At 62.4% G+C, this 19216-nt stretch carries 16 protein-coding genes; 9 read left to right on the top strand and 7 right to left on the bottom strand.

Translation table 11 applies throughout. The features are described from left to right. Nucleotides 1-8: 8 nt before the first annotated feature. The 4 genes from DWB23_RS07090 (at nucleotide 9) to DWB23_RS07075 (ending at nucleotide 3547) form a co-directional block, all read left to right on the top strand. A complete protein-coding gene (locus DWB23_RS07090; protein ID WP_121742132.1) occupies nucleotides 9-488 on the top strand; it encodes an Lrp/AsnC family transcriptional regulator in 480 nt (159 codons plus the stop codon). Nucleotides 489-832: 344 nt separating this feature from the next. Then, entirely contained in the window at nucleotides 833-1045 is a 213-nt protein-coding gene (locus DWB23_RS07085) for a hypothetical protein (RefSeq protein ID WP_121742131.1), read from the top strand. 281 nt (nucleotides 1046-1326) lie between these two features. Then, nucleotides 1327-2058: a hypothetical protein gene (locus tag DWB23_RS07080; protein ID WP_121742130.1), complete on the top strand. Its 732-nt coding sequence runs from the start codon at nucleotides 1327-1329 to the stop codon at nucleotides 2056-2058. Between the two features lie 154 nt (nucleotides 2059-2212). Further along, a complete protein-coding gene (locus tag DWB23_RS07075) occupies nucleotides 2213-3547 on the top strand; it encodes a DUF4397 domain-containing protein (protein WP_121742129.1) in 1335 nt (444 codons plus the stop codon). A 335-nt stretch (nucleotides 3548-3882) separates the two neighbouring features. Here the strand turns inward: DWB23_RS07075 and DWB23_RS07070 are convergent, their stop codons facing one another. Beyond that, nucleotides 3883-4158 (bottom strand): PadR family transcriptional regulator, encoded by a 276-nt coding sequence (locus tag DWB23_RS07070; protein WP_121742128.1) that lies wholly within the window; start codon nucleotides 4156-4158, stop codon nucleotides 3883-3885. Between the two features lie 187 nt (nucleotides 4159-4345). Between DWB23_RS07070 and DWB23_RS07065 the strand changes: the two genes are divergently transcribed. Then, nucleotides 4346-4900: an NUDIX hydrolase gene (locus tag DWB23_RS07065; protein ID WP_121742127.1), complete on the top strand. Its 555-nt coding sequence runs from the start codon at nucleotides 4346-4348 to the stop codon at nucleotides 4898-4900. A 356-nt stretch (nucleotides 4901-5256) separates the two neighbouring features. On the opposite strand, the gene DWB23_RS07060 is transcribed toward DWB23_RS07065, so the two are convergent. Next, complete coding sequence (locus DWB23_RS07060) at nucleotides 5257-6504, bottom strand: midas domain-containing protein (protein WP_121742126.1); 1248 nt, start codon at nucleotides 6502-6504, stop codon at nucleotides 5257-5259. A 251-nt stretch (nucleotides 6505-6755) separates the two neighbouring features. Between DWB23_RS07060 and tgtA the strand changes: the two genes are divergently transcribed. Beyond that, on the top strand, nucleotides 6756-8234 hold the full coding sequence (tgtA, locus tag DWB23_RS07055; RefSeq protein WP_121742125.1) for a tRNA guanosine(15) transglycosylase TgtA: 1479 nt from the start codon (nucleotides 6756-6758) through the stop codon (nucleotides 8232-8234). A gap of 217 nt (nucleotides 8235-8451) precedes the next feature. On the opposite strand, the gene DWB23_RS07050 is transcribed toward tgtA, so the two are convergent. Further along, nucleotides 8452-8784, bottom strand: coding sequence for a HalOD1 output domain-containing protein (locus DWB23_RS07050; RefSeq protein WP_121743038.1), 333 nt, complete (start codon nucleotides 8782-8784; stop codon nucleotides 8452-8454). 311 nt (nucleotides 8785-9095) lie between these two features. On the opposite strand from DWB23_RS07050, the gene DWB23_RS07045 reads away from it, so the two are divergent. The 3 genes from DWB23_RS07045 (at nucleotide 9096) to DWB23_RS07035 (ending at nucleotide 12684) form a co-directional block, all read left to right on the top strand. Further along, nucleotides 9096-9458, top strand: a complete 363-nt coding sequence (locus tag DWB23_RS07045) for a TRAM domain-containing protein (RefSeq protein ID WP_121742124.1) — start codon at nucleotides 9096-9098, stop codon at nucleotides 9456-9458. 214 nt (nucleotides 9459-9672) lie between these two features. Continuing rightward, the gene (arcS, locus tag DWB23_RS07040) at nucleotides 9673-11430 is read left to right on the top strand and encodes an archaeosine synthase subunit alpha (RefSeq protein WP_121742123.1); all 1758 of its coding nucleotides are present in this window, start codon (nucleotides 9673-9675) and stop codon (nucleotides 11428-11430) included. Nucleotides 11431-11772: 342 nt separating this feature from the next. Then, nucleotides 11773-12684, top strand: coding sequence for a formyltransferase family protein (locus tag DWB23_RS07035; protein WP_121742122.1), 912 nt, complete (start codon nucleotides 11773-11775; stop codon nucleotides 12682-12684). 29 nt (nucleotides 12685-12713) lie between these two features. Here DWB23_RS07035 and DWB23_RS07030 read toward each other — a convergent pair whose 3' ends face one another. The 4 genes from DWB23_RS07030 to DWB23_RS07015 form a co-directional block, all read right to left on the bottom strand. Beyond that, a complete protein-coding gene (locus tag DWB23_RS07030) occupies nucleotides 12714-14414 on the bottom strand; it encodes a bacterio-opsin activator domain-containing protein (RefSeq protein WP_121742121.1) in 1701 nt (566 codons plus the stop codon). A 2-nt stretch (nucleotides 14415-14416) separates the two neighbouring features. Then, entirely contained in the window at nucleotides 14417-14875 is a 459-nt protein-coding gene (locus DWB23_RS07025; RefSeq protein ID WP_121742120.1) for a response regulator, read from the bottom strand. An 11-nt stretch (nucleotides 14876-14886) separates the two neighbouring features. Further along, complete coding sequence (locus DWB23_RS07020) at nucleotides 14887-16998, bottom strand: ATP-binding protein (protein ID WP_121742119.1); 2112 nt, start codon at nucleotides 16996-16998, stop codon at nucleotides 14887-14889. A gap of 83 nt (nucleotides 16999-17081) precedes the next feature. Beyond that, nucleotides 17082-18104, bottom strand: a complete 1023-nt coding sequence (locus DWB23_RS07015) for a Cdc6/Cdc18 family protein (RefSeq protein WP_121742118.1) — start codon at nucleotides 18102-18104, stop codon at nucleotides 17082-17084. Nucleotides 18105-19216 lie beyond the last annotated feature (1112 nt).

The raw sequence follows: 19216 nt of genomic DNA, 5'->3' as shown, positions 1-19216 counted from the left end.
CCTCCAGTATGGCCGCGGACGGACTCGACGAAATCGATTACGGAATCCTTCACTGCTTACAACAGAACGCTCGAGAGATGACACCGGTCGATATAGCTGACGAGCTACCGGTGACCGACACGACGATCCGGAATCGGATCGAACGACTCGAGGACAAGGGGGTTATCGAGGGGTACGTACCGATCGTCAACTACGAAGCGGCCGGCTTTCCGATCCGACTCCAGCTTTCCTGCACCGTCGCGATGGACGATCGCGACGAGATCGCCGAGCAGATACTCGAACTACCACACATCGTCAGCGTCGACGAGATGTCGAGCGCACGGGAGAATATCCGGGTCCTCACTGTCGCCAACACGACCGAGGAGGTCGACGACGTTATTTCCCGATTAGACGACCTTCCGCTAACGATCGAGCGAGAGAGCCTTCTCCGAGCGGAGCGGGTTCGACCGTTCAATCGCTTCGGAGAGGGCGTCGTCCACGAGGAGTGAGTGTGAGCGCACGAGATGGGAACTCTGCGCCAGTAAGTTCGAGAAAGTAAACTCATACAAGTATCCGTTTGGCCCCAAAGAAGTTTGGAGGCCCATTTTTATACTAGGCAACAAGTCATGGATACCGACAGTCGTTCCGAAGCCGATCACTGTCGCAGCCCGCGAATACGCACCGTGAGCTGCTCTCGGCAGAAGAACCGACCGTTGCGGAGTGTACGCTGTCCGTCGATCGACACCACGAACGAACACGACTAACCCATGACCTGGAACACATCCATCGACGCAATCGTTGCTACGTCACACCGTGATCACAGCCGACGGCGACGTCTAGCATCCAGTAACCGATGAGCGAGGAGTTGTACAGGTGTGTCTGTCATACCTGCGAACTGGAGCGACTGATCGAGGGACTCGAGGACGCACAGGACTGTTTCAACGAGCACGCAGACCGATCCCACGAGGTAGAGTTACTCAACCAACAGACGCGACACTGTTACCCGGACTCGGAGGCCGACGATAACGAACCGATGATGAGGGACGATCCGCCCTCCGAAGAGTAGCCGGTGTTCGAGTTTCCCCACCGCAGCTATCGACCGCCAGCAGCGGCGAGGAGAACGATCGGAGCCGCGAGAGAACCGGTGGAAACTGAGGCGAATAGACGGAACTCGAGTGGCGCGAGATCACGTGAGTGTCGGCTGGTGGCTTATCTGCATCTGGGGAGGGAGTCGGTGTACGAGACGAGAGAAACCGACGGCCGGCTCGGATCCGTCGGGAGCTCAGCGTTCGGTCGAACGCGACTCGAGACGCAACCGTTACCGGCCCCCAGCCCCTCTCGGAACTGATGACCGAGGGACTCGAATCGGATGTCGAAAGCACGGACGACATCGCCGAACGGCGGAACGAACTGGCGACGCGCGTTCGAACGCACGCGGGCGAGATCGCGCGGGAACTCGCCGTGTTACAGGGTGGCGACTACGGACAGGAGGAGTTCGAGACCGACGGAGGCAGCTGGACGCTCAAGTACGAGGCCGGCGACGTTCAGTACCTTCGATTCGACCCCAAATCCGGATCGGAGACGTACGTCGTCTCGAGCCAGCAGCCGCCCGAGCCCGAAGCGCTCGAAACGGCGATGGCCGACTACGGGTCGTTCGTCGCGGCCTACAACGAGTACGTCAGGTCCTTCGACGGGCTCCTCGAGGACGTTCCGGACGACTTCCCCGAGGTCGAATCGACGGCCGAACTGGTCGCCGAACGCGACCGGATCGTCGAACGGATCCGCGAGGTCGGGAACGCGATGGCGAGCGAACTCTATCGATACGAGGGCGAGTACGGGACCTACGCGACGACAGTTGCCGGCACCCGTTGGGAACTCAAGTGGGACGGGGACGCGGTTTCGTACCTGCGAGTCGGCGGCTCGGACGGAACGTACCTCCTCTCGCAGTACGGCCCCCCGTCGGCCCCCGAGGTGCGACGGCTCGCAGACGACGTCGGTTCCTTCGTCGAGGCCTTCAACGAGCACGTCGACGATCTCGAGTCGGATCTCTCACGGGTCTCCTTCGACGAGAGCATATAACGTCAACGGTGTTCGGTACCGATACTCGACTGTAGGGTCGCGTTTCGATCCGTTACGGACGTTCTACACAGGGACGGGTCGAGTAAACGAGACGACAATCAGGGTAACTGACTGAGCTGTTTTTGCCGAGTTCGGTCACCGTTCTATTCGTAGCATGACGCTATCACGACGCTCGACAATCAAGGCGATCGGTGTAGTTGGTACAGGTTCAGCACTCACTGGGACGGCACTGGCCGTCAGTGAGCACGAAGACGACGAACGAGATCCCGAAGAGGCATCGGGTGATGAGATGGGCGCGATTCGAGTCGGTCACTTCGCACCGGACGCCCCGAACGTCGACGTTTACGTCGACGATCAACAGGTCCTCGCGGACCTCGCGTACGACGAACTCACGCCGTACCTCGAGATCGCGCCAGGTACGTATACGCTGAGGATCACGGCTGCCGGCGACGAAGCAACCGTCTACGAGGATACGCTTCCGGTCGACACGGGCTACTACACGGCCGCCGCGATCGGCGAACTCGAGACCGACGAGACAGCGGACGACGGTACCGTCGACGAGGGAGCGGAGGAGCCGGAAACTGCCGCGTCCATCCAGTATGACGCAAACGACACGGACAACGCCACCGTGAACGACACGGACAACGCTACCGTGGACGACACGGACAACGCTACCGTGGACGACACGGACAACGCCACCGTGGACGATACGGATAACGCGACGGTAAGCGACGAAGACGACGCCACCGTGACCGACGACGTCGAGGAAGACCAGCCCGAAATGGGGACGTTCGAGGTCTTGCTGTTGTACGACGAAGGACCGGACTACATCGAAGAGCCGGGAACGTCACAGCTTCGACTGGTTCACGCGTCTCCCGACGCGCCGCCGGTCGATGTTACCGACTCGGATATGGGACTGCCGATCTTCGAGGACGTCGCCTTCGGCGAACCGTCGGGCTACACCCCGGTCGAGCCGGGAGCCCAGACCCTGGAGCTCTTCCCGGCCGGTGAAATCGACTTCGGAGCGGGCGTCGAAAACGGGACTCAAAACGGCAACGTCTCCGATACGGAGCCTGAAGAACCGGAAACCGCCGCATCCGTTCAGGAGGAAAACGACACCGGACTCAACGAGACGGAGAACGAAACCGATACTGGTCTCGACGACGGCGGCCAGGACGACCAGGTAATCGACCGGCCCGACCCGGTTGCATCCGCCGAAATCGACCTCGAGGAAGACATGTCGTACACGGCGTTCGCGATCGGCTACCTCGAGCAGGTCGATGACACCGCCGGCGACCGGCCGTTCGAGATTCGCGTCGCCGTCGACGGCATGGAAGAAGACGACGAGGACGACGCTTACGCCGACGACGGGAACTACACCGATGACGGAAATCACACCGACGACCACGCCGACGGCGAAAATTACACTAACGACAGCCACTCGGACGGCGGAAACCACAGCGAGGAGTCGGCGTCGGCCGACGACTGAGTAGACGCAAGCGATTCCGGTAGCCGCTAGCCGGACCGATTATTTTTTCGATAGCCGTCGCCGGATACGCGACGAACGACGATTTCGAACGGAGAGACGGTAGTTCGTCCGTTTCGTCTCGAGCAACGATCTCCCGTCGCGAGACGCGCCGAGAGCGGACGGACGACAGTGGCGATGAAACTGCCGAGGATATCGCTGACGAGCGCTGCGGCGATGAGACGGTGGTTACGGTGCGGTGACGAAGGGATGCCGAGTGGTACTGGCAGCGCTTCCCTCGAGTCGATCACCCCAGTTGGTACTGTCGAACAGTTGTGCTCCGAGAACGGCCAGGAGTATTAGACGTCGACGTACTGGTCAACCCACTCCTGGCGCTGTTGGAGTTCGCGCCGTCCTTTCGGGGTCAGCGCGTAGTAGTTCGTCCGTCGGTCGAGTTGCCCCTTTTCGACGAGTTCCGTCTCGACGAGCGTGTCGAGATTGGGATACAGCCGGCCGTGGGTGACCGGTTGATCGATATATCGATTGATGTCGTCGAGGATCTCCTGTCCTGACGGACGGTCTTTACCTGCGATCACGTACAACAAGTCACGTTGGAAACCGGTTAACTGATCCATGGATCACCCTCTGAGTAACGACGTTCACCGATCTGTGGCTTTGTTATAGAGCAGATACGATCGTCATGCTATCTGGAACGCACCACATAGGACGGATAACACGGGTCGAGAACCGAGATCCTCACTTCGCGTGCGGCGGTGGAGACGTAACGTGGCGCTTTTGACAGCTACCGCCGTAAGGGCCGGTATGCCTACGGATCCGCTCGCCTGGGAGACCACCGATCGCCGGGTAGCCTACACCTGTCCGGGCTTCGACGTCGTTAACGAGGCCGTTCAACTGCCCGACGACACCGAAACCGAGTACGATTACCTCTCCGAACCCGCGAGCGTCTGCGTGCTCCCGTTTCGCCCCGACGGCGATGTCGTCTGTATCGAGGAGTGGCGTCACGCCGTCTCCCGAATCAACCGCGGTCTTCCCGTCGGCGGCACCGAACCCGACGACGACGACCTCGAGGTGGCCGCTCGCCGTGAACTCGCCGAAGAGACCGGCCACGAGGCCGAGCGTCTCGAGCCGCTGGTGACCGTCGAGCCCGCAAACGGAATCGCCGATTCGGTCCTGCACTTCTTCGTCGCCCGCGGCTGTCGGCCGACGGCCGACCAGCAACTCGATCACGACGAGAGCATCCGCGTAACGCCGCTCCCCTTCGAGGAGCTACTCGAGGCCGTCCGCACCGGAGAGATCCGCGACGGACGGACGGTCCTCGCGATGTCGTACTATCAGTTGCTCGAAACCGACGGGTGAAAACACGATCCCAACGCTCGATCGGTCGCCGTTCGCGTTCGATCCGTCATTCTCCCGCGGTGATCGACGGCTGACCACCGTTCTCGTCGCCGGAACCGACACTCCGGCTTCGTATCACCCGTCTCGTCATCGACCCGACGCCATCCCTCTTCGTCATCGTTCGGATCGTCGTACTGCTACGTCGGTTCGGTACCAGGCGCACGCGTTAGTTGGCGACAGGTGGCGGTGAGAGTCAGAACGAACGCGAGTCGTTCGGCTTCGGGACGAGTATCCGGCGAACTGTCTCGGTCGATCGAATAAAAAGTACGGACGAAACCGGTCAGCGCCGCACTGACCGCTCCGTTACGTCGCGTCGATCAGAGCAGGTTGCTGATCGACGGCAGCAGCCCGTCGTCATCGTCAGTGGTGTTCTCGTCTTCATCACTAACGTTCGTATCGTTGGTATCGTTCATCTCCGTGTCGTTCATGTCGGTGTCGTTCATCTCCGTACCGTTCATCTCCGTGTCGTCGGTTCCCTGAAGGTCCTCGGCGTCACTGAGGGTCAGGATGCCGGCGGTTGCGTCACCGATGTCGATGGTGGAGGCGGAGCCCTCCGAGACGGTCTGGCTGTCGGTTTCGTTGTCCATCTCGGACTCGTTGTCTGCGAGGCCGTTCTCCTCGTCAGCCGCTTCCTCCTCGGCTTGCTCGACCATCATCGAGTCGATGGTGATTTCGTCGACGTCGAAGTGCTCGATCGTGAGCGAGTCGATCTCTTCCTCTTCGGCGTCGTCGGTCACGTTATCGTCGGTCTCGTTGTCGTCAGTTAGGTTATCGTCAGTCTCGTTGTCGTCGGTCTCGTTTTCGTCTTCCTGAATGGAGGCAGCGGTTATCGTCTCGTTCTCCTCGTCGACGGTTATGTTGGTCTCGTTGCCGTCAGTCTCGTTGTCGTCGACGGTCACGTTGGTCTCGTTGCCGTCGGCGATCACGTTGGTCTCGTTGTCGTCGGTCTCGTTATCGTCCGCGAGACCGGTCTCCGTGTCATCCTCGACGGTCAACTCGCCGATGGAGAGCGTCTCGACGTCCATCGTTTCGATGGTGAGCTCATGAATGGTGAGCATAGTCGCGTCCTCGTCGATCACATCCTCTCCGGTGTCGGTCGTGTTAGTCTCGTTGTCGTCGGTGACGTTGGTCTCGTTGTCGTCGGTGACGTTAGTCTCGTTGTCGTCGGTCGCGTTAGCGTCCTCTTGGAGGTCGAGGTCCTCGATCGAGACGTCCTCAAGTTCGAGTTCCTCGAGTCCGATGTCGGAGATCGTCACCGACTCGTTGTCGCCCGTTTCGTTGTCGTCGGTCTCGTTATCGCTCGTTTCGTTCCCTGCCTCGAGTTCGTCCTCGAGTTCCTGGGTATCCGCGTCGAAGTTCTCGACGTTTAGCTCTTCGATAGTGGCGTTCTCGATGGTCGCGTTATCGAGTTCCAGCGTCTCTACCTGCACGTTTTCGAGTGTCGCGTTCATGTCTCCGGCGTCGTCGTTCACCCCTGCGGTTGCGCCTGCGAGGGCAGGACCCCCCGCCAGTGCAACCATCAGCGCGATAAAGACGACTCCGAGTTTTTGCGGTCGTGTAACCATGCGCTCGCAGATACCGGCGGATCAGGGCTAAAATGAGGCGACTGTTACAAGATTATCTCGGCGAAACACACAGTTTGAAACCGTGCAACAGTTACTAATAGGAGGTTCATCCTATCGAGTGAACTGACGGTATTCGACCCGCGTCTGACCTCCGGTTACGGCAGAATTGACCTTGTGCCTGCGCTCGCCACCGCTTCTCGTGATCGTCGGAGAACGGAACGTTTACCGACACGCTCGCCAAGAGACGGTAGATGCGCGAGTCCTTCGAAGTTCGGGATACCGACGCCGGCGGGAGAATCGGCGAGCTCACCGTTCCGCGTGCCGACGTCTCGGTCGAGACGCCGGCGCTCCTGCCCGTGATCAATCCGAATTTGGATACGATCGCCCCCCGTCGACTCGCGACGGAGTTCGGTGCCGAGATCCTCATCACGAACTCGTACATTATTCACGAGACGGCCGACGTCCGCGAGCGCGCCCTCGAGGACGGCCTCCACGATCTGCTCGATTTTCCGGGCGCGATCATGACCGACTCCGGCTCCTTTCAGCTCTCCGAGTACGGCGAGATCGAAGTGACGACCGAGGAGATCCTCGAGTTCCAACGCGCCATCGGCTCCGATATCGCCACCCCCGTCGACATCCCGACTCCGCCGGACGTCGACCGCGAGCGCGCCGAAACCGAACTCGAGACGACCAAAGAACGACTCGAGATCGCCGAGGACGTCGAGACGGACGACATGCTCGTGAGCGCGCCCGTCCAAGGGTCGACGTATCCCGACCTGCGCGAGGAGGCCGGTCGTCACGCCGACGGGACCGACCTCGACGTGTTCCCCATCGGTGCGGTCGTGCCGCTGATGAACGATTACCGGTACGACGATATGGTCGACGCCATCGCCGCCGCCAAGCGCGGCCTGGGTGCCGACGCGCCGGTCCACCTCTTCGGCGCCGGTCACCCGATGATGTTCGCGCTCAGCGTCGCGATGGGCTGTGACCTGTTCGACTCCGCCGCGTACGCGCTCTACGCCCGCGACGACCGGTATCTCACCGTCCGCGGGACCCGTCACCTCGAGGATCTGGACTATCTACCGTGTTCGTGTCCCGTCTGTACCGAACACTCGCCGGACGAACTTCGCGCGCTCGCCGAGAAACCTCGCGAGCAGGAACTCGCCGCCCACAACCTCCACGTCACCTTCGAAGAGATCCGCCGGATCAAACAGGCCATCCGCGCGGGCAACCTCCTCGAACTCGTCGAACAACGCGCTCGAGCGCACCCGACGATGCTCGACGGCTACCGCGCGCTGCTCGATCACGCCGCCCAACTCGAGCGAACCGATCCCGTCTCGAAGGGCGCGTTCTTTTACACCTCCCACGAGAGCGCACGGCGGCCGGAAGTCGTTCGCCACCACCGGCGCCTCGAGCGGCTTTCCGTCCCGGACTCGCTCTTTCTCACCGAAGGGAACCCCCCGCGCGGCGACGAGTTCGACGACTCCTGGCGCGTCGAACCGCCCTTCGGTCCTTTCCCGCGGGCGCTCTCGAAGAGCTATCCGCTCACCGCGGAGGTGCCGGACCGGACGGATCGTGCGGCGCTCGAGGCCGCGGCCGACGGCGTCGCACGGCTCGCGGGCGACAATCCGAACGCCGAACTCACGCTGGGTCACCGCGGGTGGCCGGCGGGAGTGCTCGAGCGAGTGCCCGAGACGGTCGAACTGGTCGATCTGACCCGCGACGAGTAGTCTCGTCGCGATAGTACCAACGAACGCGATTCACACACCGATCGCATTCCCGCGGTTCTCGCTCACTCCGTTCGCTCCGAACCGCGCTCCCCTCGTGCGATCGGGCGTACAGTGATTTTTAGCGGCGACTATCGGTAGCGTAGTGTGCTCGAAAAACGCGAAACTGAACGGGGCTGACGCGATTCGACGGTACACCGACAGCGGCGACGCAGCCGTCTCAGGCGTCAGTCCGATACTCGCTGGAGTGGCCGGCGTCCGCGGTCGAAACCGGTTCGACCATCGGAACGCCGTCTACTGTAATCTCGAGACCGTCGCCGCACTCGACACCGATCTCGTGGCCGTCGTAGGTGAACTCGAGATGACCGCGCCGCGGACCGCCGCGTCGCGTCGGCTCGAAGAGTGCGTCCAGTGCGTCGGGTTCGATCCACTCGTAGAGCGGCGGTAGTTCGGTCGGATCAACGTCCCGTTTCGAGGCGACGGCGGTAACGATGGCGATACTCACGGACCCGTCGAATCTGCTGTCAGCCGAACCGATGAATGCGTCGTTCACGACGTATTGCAACGCCCGGATACATAAAAGGGTAGCGGAGATTCGAATCTAATACTGCGGATTATCTCGTGGTACAGCCGGTTTATACGCCGCTTTCGTGATTTTCGATTACCAAGTTCCCCGTTTCGTGTGCGGATCCGGACCCCGATGCGTTCGATGTCTGCTGTCGAAGATCCGGTCGCCGTACCCGGGCGTGAGATTCGTCGGGATCGGCCGGCGAATCGACCGCGCTGACGCACTGTCGACAGTATCGGAAACGCGGCCGCACAGAGACCAGAACAGCAAAGGTGTCGGCGTCGTCTGCTATGAGTATGCTCGGGGTAGCGTCGCTCGCTCTCGGTCTGATCGTCATCGTCGTGTTCGGCTCGTGGCTGCTCAAGCGGTTTCGGGGCGGGAGCCGATCGTCAGCCCAACGGGAATCATACGACCGACACAACGACGCCCAAGAGCGCGAACCACCGGTCGATCTCGGCGATGTCAGGGAGGTCGCCGTTCAGGAGTTTACGGAACACCACTCCGGCGAGCGACAGGCGGTCTGTAAGATCGAAGGGTTCGTCGTCTTCGTCGAAGACGTTCCCGACGGGCTCGAGGTGGGCGACGTTATCGAGACCAAGATCCTCTCGTTCAACCGCGGCCACACCTCCGCAACCGCGACGTTTCTCGGTCGCGCCTGAAACCGTCCACTAACGTCGCTATTCGCCACGGAGACGGCGTCTCACTCCGACGAGGAACCGATCGACGGCGAGCGTGGACCCCGGGTGCGTCGAGTGACGCGCTCGAGCCGCGATGGCGGGGAGATCCGTCACGTCTGCCTCTCGGCCGAGTGCGACCGCGACTCGCGAGCCGCGACCGACAGCCTCTTTCGCCCTCCCCCACCCAGTTTCTGGTATGACCGATTACTTCGAAATCCACGAGCGCGATGGGGCCGCGCGCGTGGGCGAACTGCGCCTCGATCTCGAGTCGCCCGTGACGACTCCGGCAGTCGTCGACGACGTCCTCGAGGATGCGGGGTCGCTCTGGAGTGACGATCGAGACCTCCCCGAGGGCGACGAGTCGAAACTCACCGTTCTTCCCCACCGAGCGTTCCCCGGCGGCACCGCCGAAGAAGTACAGGAATCGTTCGCCGTCGACTACCCCGACGTCGAGTATCCGAGTGTCGCGGTCGTCTCGAGCGAGAGCCCCGCGGACCACGGTACTGACGCCTACGCCGTCTCTGACGTCCAGTCGATCAGGGGCCACGGCGCGGCGCTCGTCGAGGCCGTCGTGAACGTCCGCGAGACGATTCCCGCCGACACCGCGCTCCTGTTCTCCGGCGTCGCCACGCCGCGAAACGTCGCCCTGCTCGCCTACGCCGGCGTCGATCTGTTCGACGAGACCGCAGCCGTCGTGAAGGGGACGGAAGGACGATATCTGACGACCGACGAGGCCTACTTCCTCGAGGATCTCGAGGAACTCCCCTGCTCGTGTCCGGCCTGCCAGCAGCCCCGCGACGAGTTCACCCGCGAGGACTGCGCCGAACACAACGCCAACGCGCTTCGGGCCGAGCTCGGCATCGTCCGCCGTCGCATCCGCGACGGCCGCCTCCGGGACTACGTCGAGGGCCAGGCTCGCCACGACCAGTGGCTCACCGCCGCCGTGCGCGAACTGGACTCCCAGTGGGGCTACCTCGAGGAGCGCACGCCGATCCTCCGCGATGCACAGATCAACGCGTCGAGTTCGGATACCCTTCGTCGAGTCGAGATCCAGCGCTTCGCCGACCGCGTGACGACCCGGTACCGGAACCGCTTTTCGAACCCGCTCGTCCTGGTTCCCTGCTCGGCGACGAAACCCTACAGCGAGTCCCAGAGCCACCGGCAGTTCCACGACGCCGTCCAGTGGCGCGGCCACCTGGTTTCGATGACGAGTCCGATCGGCGTCGTCCCGCAGGAACTCGAGACGACCTACCCGGCCCAACACTACGACACCGTGGTTACGGGCCGCTGGTCCGAGGACGAAAAAACGTTCGTCAGCGAAGTCCTTCAGCGCTATCTCGAACGTAACGAGTATCAGAAGATTATCGCTCACGTTCCCGACGGCGGTTACCGCGACATCGTCGAACGGGTCGAGAAGCGACTCGAGATCGACGTCACCTACACGGTCGACGACCACCCGACCAACGACGAGTCGCTCGCGGCCCTTTCCGACGCGCTGTCGGACGAATTGAAGTACTCCAAACGCGAACGCGAGCACAATACTGTCCGGGCCATCGCCGACTATCTGCTCGGCGACGGCGCGGGCGACGACCTCTTCGACGACGTCCAAACGACGAGTCGGTATCCGAAGATTCAGGTGCGCGATACCGAGGAAACCCAGCTCGCGACGATGGTTCCCCAGTACGGTACGCTCTCGTTTACCCTCGCAGGTGCCCGACGGTGGATCGGCAGCGACGCGCCGACCAAGCGGGTCGAGATCGACGGCTTCGTCCCGCACGGGAGCGTGCTCGCGCCGGGTGTCGTCGACGCGGACGAGGCGATTCGCGTCGGCGACGAGGTCGTTGTCGAGGGACCGAAGGCCTTCGGCGTCGGTCGCGCGGAGATGTTCGGTTGCGAGATGGCGGAGAGTTCGCGCGGCATCGCGTGTGAAATCCGCCACGTCGAAGAGAAGTGATCGATCGGCGCTCCCCGTCTCCGCTCACCGGCCGGGACACGCCTTGAGCAGGTGCTCGCGATAGACCGCTGCGGGAACGGTCTCGCCACAGAGCTCGCACTCGAGACAGTCACAGTCGCCGTTGGTATCGCCGGTCACGCGCGGGTAGACGCTCGACTGTTCCCTTGCTCTTTCGAAAACGAAACCGGATCGCCGATCGATACCTGAAATGGGTAGTCAGCGGACCGTACAGGTGACGCAGCCGTCATCGGCCGGATTGCGGTCGACAATACCCGGTTTCTGCGGGTAATTCGGCCAACATGGTGCCGGTAACTAAGCACGAAGCTGCGAATGAGCGGCCACATGACCAAACCAGCGACGGTCGGTATTCTGACCGAGCCGTATCTCTACGAGTGGCAAGTCCACGCGATAGAACGGCTCCAGGAGGAAACCGACGTCGAGATCCCGCTGGTTGTTCACAACGGGGATACCACGGAGTACGAAGCCGAGTCGTGGAACCAAAAGAAGCGAGTCGGGCTCGACGATATCGTACAGTTCTTCGATCTCCTCCGGGAGGAGCGGGCGTGGACGTTCATCCTCGCGGAGCGGAGTATCGGCCGACTGCTCGGCGACGAGCAGCGACTCTGGCACCGACACACGGCGGAACGCATCGACTGTCTGGCTGATGCCGCTCACGTCAGCTGTGAGCCACAGACCGAGAACGGCTGGAACGAACTCCCCGACGAAATCGTCGATCGGCTGGCGGCGGAGTGTGACGTCGTGGTCCGCTTCGGGTTCGGACTCATCCGCGGAGCGGTTCTGACCGCGCCGGAGTACGGCGTTTTGAGCTTTCATCCCGCGGATATCCGGAACTACCGCGGGATGGGACCTCCGCCGATCTTCCACGACGGACGGACGCAGGCGGGATCGACGCTCCAGCGGGTGAACGAATCGATCGACGGCGGCGAGATCGTGGCGTACGACGACGTCAGTCTCCAGGACTGCCACACGCTCTGGGACGTCTTCGATCGGATCGCGCTGAAACAGATCGAACTCCTCGCGGACGGAATCTCCAATCTGCGCGATCCGACCGTCGACCCGGAGTCCGTCCCTGACGACCAACTGGGAGAGATGTACTATCGGGATCGGCGGCGTACGCTCGCGTTTTCGGGGCGGGTCTTGGCGAAGAACGTCGCCGGACGAATCCGGCGGCGATTCGAACGGAACCGCTCTCCGGAAGAGCAGATCGATCGTCCGTCGAAGTCGTCTAACTGATCCGTAAAACGAGGTCGTGGTCGGCGGCCCTACTCCCCGAGAACCGAGTCGAAGAACTTTCGTTCGGCCGTTCGGAGGTGCTGGTTGAACGTCGCCGGCGCGATACCGAGTCGTTCGGAGATCTCCTCGCCGGTGCTCTCGCGGGGCCAATCGAAGTACCCCGCGAAGTACGCCGTCTCGAGGGCCGCTCGCTGTTTTTCGGTGAGTTCATCGGAGAGGACCGACGACGACCCCGACTCGCTGCGCTCGCTGCGCTCGCTGGTCCGCTGGGCGAGGTAGGTGACGTCGTCGCGCTCCTCTTTGATGAGTTCGATCATCTGGCGGGTGTCTCGTCCCCGGGAGAGTTCGACGACGAAGCGGAACTCGCCGTCGTCGATCGTCGCCGATCGAACCCGACCGCCGTGGGTCGCGATCGTCTCGAACAGCGAGACGGCCGCCGGCGCGACGAGTTCGAACTCGAATTCGTCGCGTCTGGCTGCGAGGAACCGGACCTCGCTGAACCCGTCGGTGTCCGCGATCGTCTCCTTAAACACCTCCTGATCGATACCGTGTGCCGAGCCGTAGGCGAGTAGCGTCTCGTCCCCGCGGATCAGTTGCTCGAGTTCGATCCGACACGATTCGTCCGCCGACAGGTCGATCAGCGGCTCCGCCAGTTCGTCGACGCGGAACTCGAGTTCGATGACGGCGTCGCTCACGAGGGCGTCTTTCCGCTCGATCGCCGTGATCGCGTGCGCGATGACGTCGCCGATTCGGGCGAGGATCGTCGTTTCGGGGCCGGCGAACGCTCGCGGCGAGGACGAATAAATGTTCAGGACGCCGTAAACGAGGTCCTCGTGGATGATCGGGATCGCCGCAGACGACTGGTAGCCGCGCTCGAGCGCTGCGTCACGCCACGGCTCGAAGGTCGGTTCGTCCGCCATGTCGTTCGCGACCTGAACGGACCCGGTTCGGACCGCCGTTCCGGACGGCCCCTGTCCGGCGGCATCGTCTTCGTCGACGCTGATAGCGACGCTGTCGAGGTACCCGTCTTCGACGCCGGCCGCCGCTTTCGGCACCACGCGATCGCTTCCCGGGTTGACCCCGCCGATCCACGCGAACCGATAGCCGTCGGACTCGGCGAGTCGATCACAGACCCGCTGCTCGAGATCGGCTCGCGTCTCGGTCGTAATCACCGCGTGGGTGATGTCGTGACCGATCCGATTGAGCCGGTTCAGCGCCTCTAGTTGGTCGCGCTGGCGCTGACGTTCGCGCTCCTGCCGGGCGCGCTCGATCGCGTGGTGAATCGTTCGAACGAGCAACTCGCTCGTCACCTCGTCCTTTACGAGGAAGTCCTGTGCGCCGCGCTGGATCGCCTGGACGCCGACTTGCTGGTCGCGTACGCCGGTCAAGACGACGATCGGCGTCTGCTCGCTTTCCGCGTGGACCGTCTCGAGCGTTTTGAGCCCCTCGCTGTCGGGGAGGTTCAGGTCGAGCAACACCACGTCGACGGTCATCTCCTCCATCGTCTCGAGACCCGCCTCAAGCCGCGTCTCGTTAGTGATCTCGGGCGTTCGCCCCGCGGCGTCGTCCGGGCTGACACGCTGAGCGAGTTCTTCGGTCCCCCGAAGCATCTCCTGAATCAAGCGTGCGTCGCCGGGATTGTCCTCGATCAGGAGGATCTCCAGCGTCTCCGAATCGGTGTCAGTTCCCGTCTCCATCTCCGTCTCCGTCTTCGTGTTCGGTTCACTCATTGCTAGTCACCCTCCGGCGGGAGTCGAACCACCGAGAACCAGAACTTCTCGAACGCGCGAACGGTTTCGATGAAGTCGTCCGGATCGACCGGCTTCGTGAGATACGCGTTTGCGTGCAGTTCGTAGGACCTGACGACGTCCTCCTCGGCCCGAGAGCTTGTCAGGACGATCACTGGAATCGCTTGCAGGTCCGAATCTCCCTTGAGCTCCTCGAGGACTTCCTCGCCGTCCTTTTTCGGTAAGTTGAGATCCAACAGGATGAGGTCCGGGCGCGGAACGTCGGCGTATCCACCGCGCTGGTAGAGGAACTTGAGAGCCTCGTTGCCGTCGGAGACGACGTGCAGTTCGTTCTCGATGCGGCCCTGTTTGAACGCCTCCTGGGTCAGTCGAACGTCACCCGGATTATCTTCGACTAAGAGGATCTGTGCTGGCTCCGACCTGGACTGTCTCGAATTACTCATTGCTGTCTGGTTCACTCATGGGTCCCGGTGGCGGCAGTGTCCGGCGGTGCCGGGAGTGTCACCGAGAACGTCGCCCCCTCACCCGGTGTCGAATCGACGCGAATATCGCCGTCGTGTCGCTCGACGATTCGGTCACAGAGCGCGAGCCCGATTCCGGCTCCGTCGTACTCGTCGGCGCTGTGAAGCCGGTTGAACACCTGGAAGATGTGGTCCGCGTCGTCAGGGTCGATCCCGATTCCCCAGTCCCGAACTGAGATTTCCCACTGGTGTCCATCTTTTGCCGCGAACACTGATATACGTGGGGGCTGCTCGCCCGCGTACGTGATCGCGTTATCCAGCAGGTTCTGGAATACCTGCCGAAGCTGACCGGGATCGCCGTACACCGTCGGAAGGGGCTCGACGGTGATATCGGCACCGGTCTCCTCGATTCGCACCTCGAGATCGGTGACGACGTCCTCGATGATGGCACCGATATCGACGGTTTCGAGTGGATTATCCTGCGTATCGACCCGCGAGTACGCCAGTAAGCCGTCGATCATCCGCTGCATCCGCGTCGCCCCGTCGACCGCGTACTCGATGAATTCCTGGCCGTCCTCGTCGAGTTCGTCAGCGTAGCGGCGCTCGACGAGAGAGAGGTAGCTCGCGACCATCCGGAGCGGCTCCTGTAAGTCGTGTGAGGCCGCGTACGCGAACTGCTCCAGGCGCTCGTTCGAGGCCTCGAGATCCGCCACCAGCTCCTCGAGCTCTTGCTGATGGCGTTGACGCTCGAGTTCGTAGCTGAGCCACTGTGTGAGGAGTTCGACGAAGCTCCGTTCGGCGGGGGTAAACGACGTCGATCGGGCGGTGTCGTCGGCGAAACACAGCGTACCGTAGAGGTCGCCCTCGACGTGAATTCGGCCGCCGAGATAACTATCGAAGTCCCACCTGTCGTAGGCGTGGTCGTCCCCCCACCCTTCCACGGGCGCGTTCGTGAGCACGAGCAACCCGTCGGATTCGATCGTTCGTCGGCAGTAAGTATCCGAGAGGTTCGTCACCGATCCCGGCTGTAGCCGGTCGTCGTTTCCGCTCGCGTGGACCACCTCGAACCGGTCGTTGCGCTCGTCGATATCGGCCACGAATCCGACTTCGAGCCCGAGGCGCTCGCAGCCGACCTCGAGCAGTTGCTGGACCTTCTCGTCGAAGCTCCGCTCCCGGTCCGCAGTGATCGCGTAGAGTCGCTGGAGCGTTCGGTTGTTCTGGTGCAGTTCCCGCTCGATCTCCGTTCGCTCGCTACCGTCCCGAAGGAAGATCGAGAGTCCCGTCGGAGAGGGATAGGCGCGGACCTCGAGCCACGTCTCGAGTGACGAGACGTACTCTTCGAAAGATGTCGGTTCCTGCGTCGACATCGCCCGTCGGCACTCCGCCTCGAACGTCGAGTCGACGAGATCGGGGACGAGTTCCCAGATACACTCTCCGATCGGTCCCGCGTCGTCAGGATCGATCAGTTTCTGTGCGCGATCGTTGACGAACGTCACCTCCCAGTCCGTATTCAGCCCGAAAAACGCGTCCGTGACCCGGTCGAACGTCGTCTCGAGTTCTCCCTCGAGCGTTCGGCGTGGTCGCTGATTATCGATCGCGGAGGCGACGACGTTCGCGACGCGCTCGACGAACGTCGCGTCGTGTTCGGTGAACTCGCGTTCCGCCGTCGCGTGAACGCTGAGAACACCCCACGGCTCCTTGGGCGATCCGACGACGGCGCTGATACCGCTCGTGACGTCGTGGTCGGCGAGCAGCGCCGAGTCCGAAAAACGGTTCTCGGTTTCGAAGTCGGTGACGACGACCGGCCCCTCGGAGGCGAGGGCGTACTCCGTCTGTGAGTCCGAACCGGTCGGGATCGTCGCCGAGCCGACGCGGTTATCCTGCCACCCGTCCCCGTGTCTGAGCACGACTGTATCGGCGTCGGGGAGCACCTCGAAAATCCCACAGTAGTCCACCTCGAGGGCGTCCCGGACGGCGTCGACAGCGTCGTCCAGTAGACGCTCGATATCGGGGGACTCGAGGGCCTGCTGGCCGAGTTCGGCGACGACCTCCTGTTGCCGGACGCGCGACCGGAGCTGACCTATCGGCGGGTCGGAGGTTGCCATATTCGAGTGGTACTCACAAATCGATTGACGAGTATAAAGGTAGTGCTCGAAACGGACTCCGCTTTCGTTTTCGCAGAGGTCCGTCACTGGCGGTCGACCGCCTCGTCGTCGACGATCCGGTAGGTCCGCCCGCGACGCTTCCCGACGGCTTCGATCAGGTCGTAGTGGACCATCTTCGTCAGATAGTTCCGCAGCGTGCGCTTGGTCTTCGGGTTCTCGACGCGCCGTTCGTACGCGTCGTAGAGGGTTCCCGGATCGATCTCGCCCGCTGACGCGATGATGTCGTACAGGATGCGCTGGTGTTCGATCAGCCCCTCGACGGTCTTCCGGCGAATCGCCGTGCGAGCGTCCGGAATCGCCGCCTCGAGGCCGGCGTCGGTCACCACCTCGTCACCCTGCTGTGTTGCTCGCCGGGCGGCCGACCGCAAGATGCCGATCCCCACTCGAGCGTCGCCCGACGCGGCGTCGGCGATCGTTCGCAACTGGTCGTCGGTCACCACGCCCGGCTCGAGGGCCTTGTTCGCTCGCTCCGCGAGGATCGCGGCGAGTTCGTCGGTACCGTACCGATCGAATCGAACGCGGGTCCCCGCCCGAAGCCGCGAACGCACTCGATCGTCGAAACTCGCGAACAGTTCCTCCTCGCGGTTGGCGATCAACACGAGCGAGACGTGCCCCAATCGGTGCAGGTCGTACAGCGCGGCCGTCTCCTCTAACTGATCGACCTCGTCCAAAATAACGACGACCGGCTGGTCGTCCGTCCGCCCCAGTCGGTCGAACAGTTCGTCCTTCGCCGTCGATCGGTGGATGTCGACCGTTTGACCGACGTCCTCGAGGACGCTGTAGAGGACCCGAAACCGGGTGTACTCCTGCCAGCAGTTGACGTAGGCAACCTGCACCGTGGGTTCCTGTTTGCACAGCTGGGCGAGCGTGTACCGGGCGATACAGGTCTTGCCGACGCCGGTCGGACCGAAGAGAAACGACGGGTCCGCCCGCTGATCGTACAGCAGCGGCTCGAGCGTTTCCGAAAGGAGGTTCACCTCGTCGTGGCGGTGAACCGCCTCGCTGGGCACGAAATCCTCGCGCAGGACGCGACCATCCACGATCACATCCTTTCAGTTCCCCGTCGATCCCCTTAAACGACGGCGTCCCGATTCCGATACTTCCGAAAGATTCGATATCGCAGTATATGATTTATGGGCCAGGTGTTGGTCCATCTCGAGTTACTCAGCGGAGTTCCTTCACTAACGAAGTCGGCGCATCAGACTCTCTCTCGTCGATATCGTGGCTACCGACGAACTCTCGTGGAAAACCCACTATCGGAAAGCAGAGGCGAGCGGATCGAACTTCGCCTGACCGCGCGACCGCGAAAATAGGCGCAGTTGAGTGTGAATCGAAGTACGTTCGTGATCGTCTTCACACAGGTCACAGAGCACCGCGCTGGAACGATCCACGGGTAATCGTCCGCGGCCCGTTCGGAAACGGCAACTCCCGAATGGCTCGCCCGATCCGCGAAACCGATTCGACAGCCCCACCGGCCGTGCTTGCAAGCGGTACCGCATCCGGTTCTGACTCCGATCGCGATGCGACCGGCCACTCGACGAACAGGGCGACGATCGAACGACATCGGGTTGGATCGAGCAGCGGAGCGGAGTGGCAAGTTCCGTCGAAAACCAGGGTCTCGAGGGTTCCAAACGGTTCTCGCTGAAATCCACGTTATCGTCTGAAATGTGAATTCTACGTGCGTTCGCGCGAGCGAGAACATCACTCGAAGAACCGATGGACGCACTCGAGAGGGCCGTCTCGGTCCGGCGATGCACGTAGCGCCGGTGAGAGGTCACCCGGAGTAACACTGGGGCAAGAAATCACGGCAGCCGCCGAGACGAGCGCGTTCGGAGTTCGCGGACCAAACCGCGACGCGATCGCCCGGACACAATAGTTCGATGCGCTCGGCTGAGTCACTCGGTCGCTAAACATGGTATGCTTTCCAAACAATACCGGACTCGTTCAAGAATACCTCGTGAACGCGTCTTCCTCGACCGGCCGCCGCAGTCACCCGATTGCACAATCGCCCGCCGAGCGCGGTCGCTCGATTCCATAGCGACGAGGAACTCCTCGAGCACGACCCAGTTCGATTCGGCCGAACTCCGTGTTCCTCGCTCGAGGGAGGGTGAAATCCGCGAAGCTGGGCGCTGGAATCGAGCCGACGAGCACGCTGACG

The organism is Natronorubrum halophilum (assembly GCF_003670115.1).
Classification (GTDB): domain Archaea; phylum Halobacteriota; class Halobacteria; order Halobacteriales; family Natrialbaceae; genus Natronorubrum; species Natronorubrum halophilum.
This window is presented reverse-complemented; position numbering and strand designations above follow the sequence as displayed.

Excerpts from the sequence above, each read along its gene's own strand:
- DWB23_RS07080 (WP_121742130.1), top strand. The coding sequence starts at position 1,327 with ATGACCGAGGGACTCGAATCGGATGTCGAAAGCACGGACGACATCGCC.
- DWB23_RS07025 (WP_121742120.1), bottom strand. The coding sequence starts at position 14,875 with ATGAGTAATTCGAGACAGTCCAGGTCGGAGCCAGCACAGATCCTCTTA.
- DWB23_RS07070 (WP_121742128.1), bottom strand. The coding sequence starts at position 4,158 with ATGGATCAGTTAACCGGTTTCCAACGTGACTTGTTGTACGTGATCGCA.
- DWB23_RS07020 (WP_121742119.1), bottom strand. The coding sequence starts at position 16,998 with ATGGCAACCTCCGACCCGCCGATAGGTCAGCTCCGGTCGCGCGTCCGG.
- DWB23_RS07065 (WP_121742127.1), top strand. The coding sequence starts at position 4,346 with ATGCCTACGGATCCGCTCGCCTGGGAGACCACCGATCGCCGGGTAGCC.
- DWB23_RS07075 (WP_121742129.1), top strand. The coding sequence starts at position 2,213 with ATGACGCTATCACGACGCTCGACAATCAAGGCGATCGGTGTAGTTGGT.
- DWB23_RS07090 (WP_121742132.1), top strand. The coding sequence starts at position 9 with ATGGCCGCGGACGGACTCGACGAAATCGATTACGGAATCCTTCACTGC.
- DWB23_RS07060 (WP_121742126.1), bottom strand. The coding sequence starts at position 6,504 with ATGGTTACACGACCGCAAAAACTCGGAGTCGTCTTTATCGCGCTGATG.
- DWB23_RS07085 (WP_121742131.1), top strand. The coding sequence starts at position 833 with ATGAGCGAGGAGTTGTACAGGTGTGTCTGTCATACCTGCGAACTGGAG.
- DWB23_RS07045 (WP_121742124.1), top strand. The coding sequence starts at position 9,096 with ATGCTCGGGGTAGCGTCGCTCGCTCTCGGTCTGATCGTCATCGTCGTG.
- DWB23_RS07035 (WP_121742122.1), top strand. The coding sequence starts at position 11,773 with ATGACCAAACCAGCGACGGTCGGTATTCTGACCGAGCCGTATCTCTAC.
- tgtA (WP_121742125.1), top strand. The coding sequence starts at position 6,756 with ATGCGCGAGTCCTTCGAAGTTCGGGATACCGACGCCGGCGGGAGAATC.
- arcS (WP_121742123.1), top strand. The coding sequence starts at position 9,673 with ATGACCGATTACTTCGAAATCCACGAGCGCGATGGGGCCGCGCGCGTG.
- DWB23_RS07030 (WP_121742121.1), bottom strand. The coding sequence starts at position 14,414 with ATGAGTGAACCGAACACGAAGACGGAGACGGAGATGGAGACGGGAACT.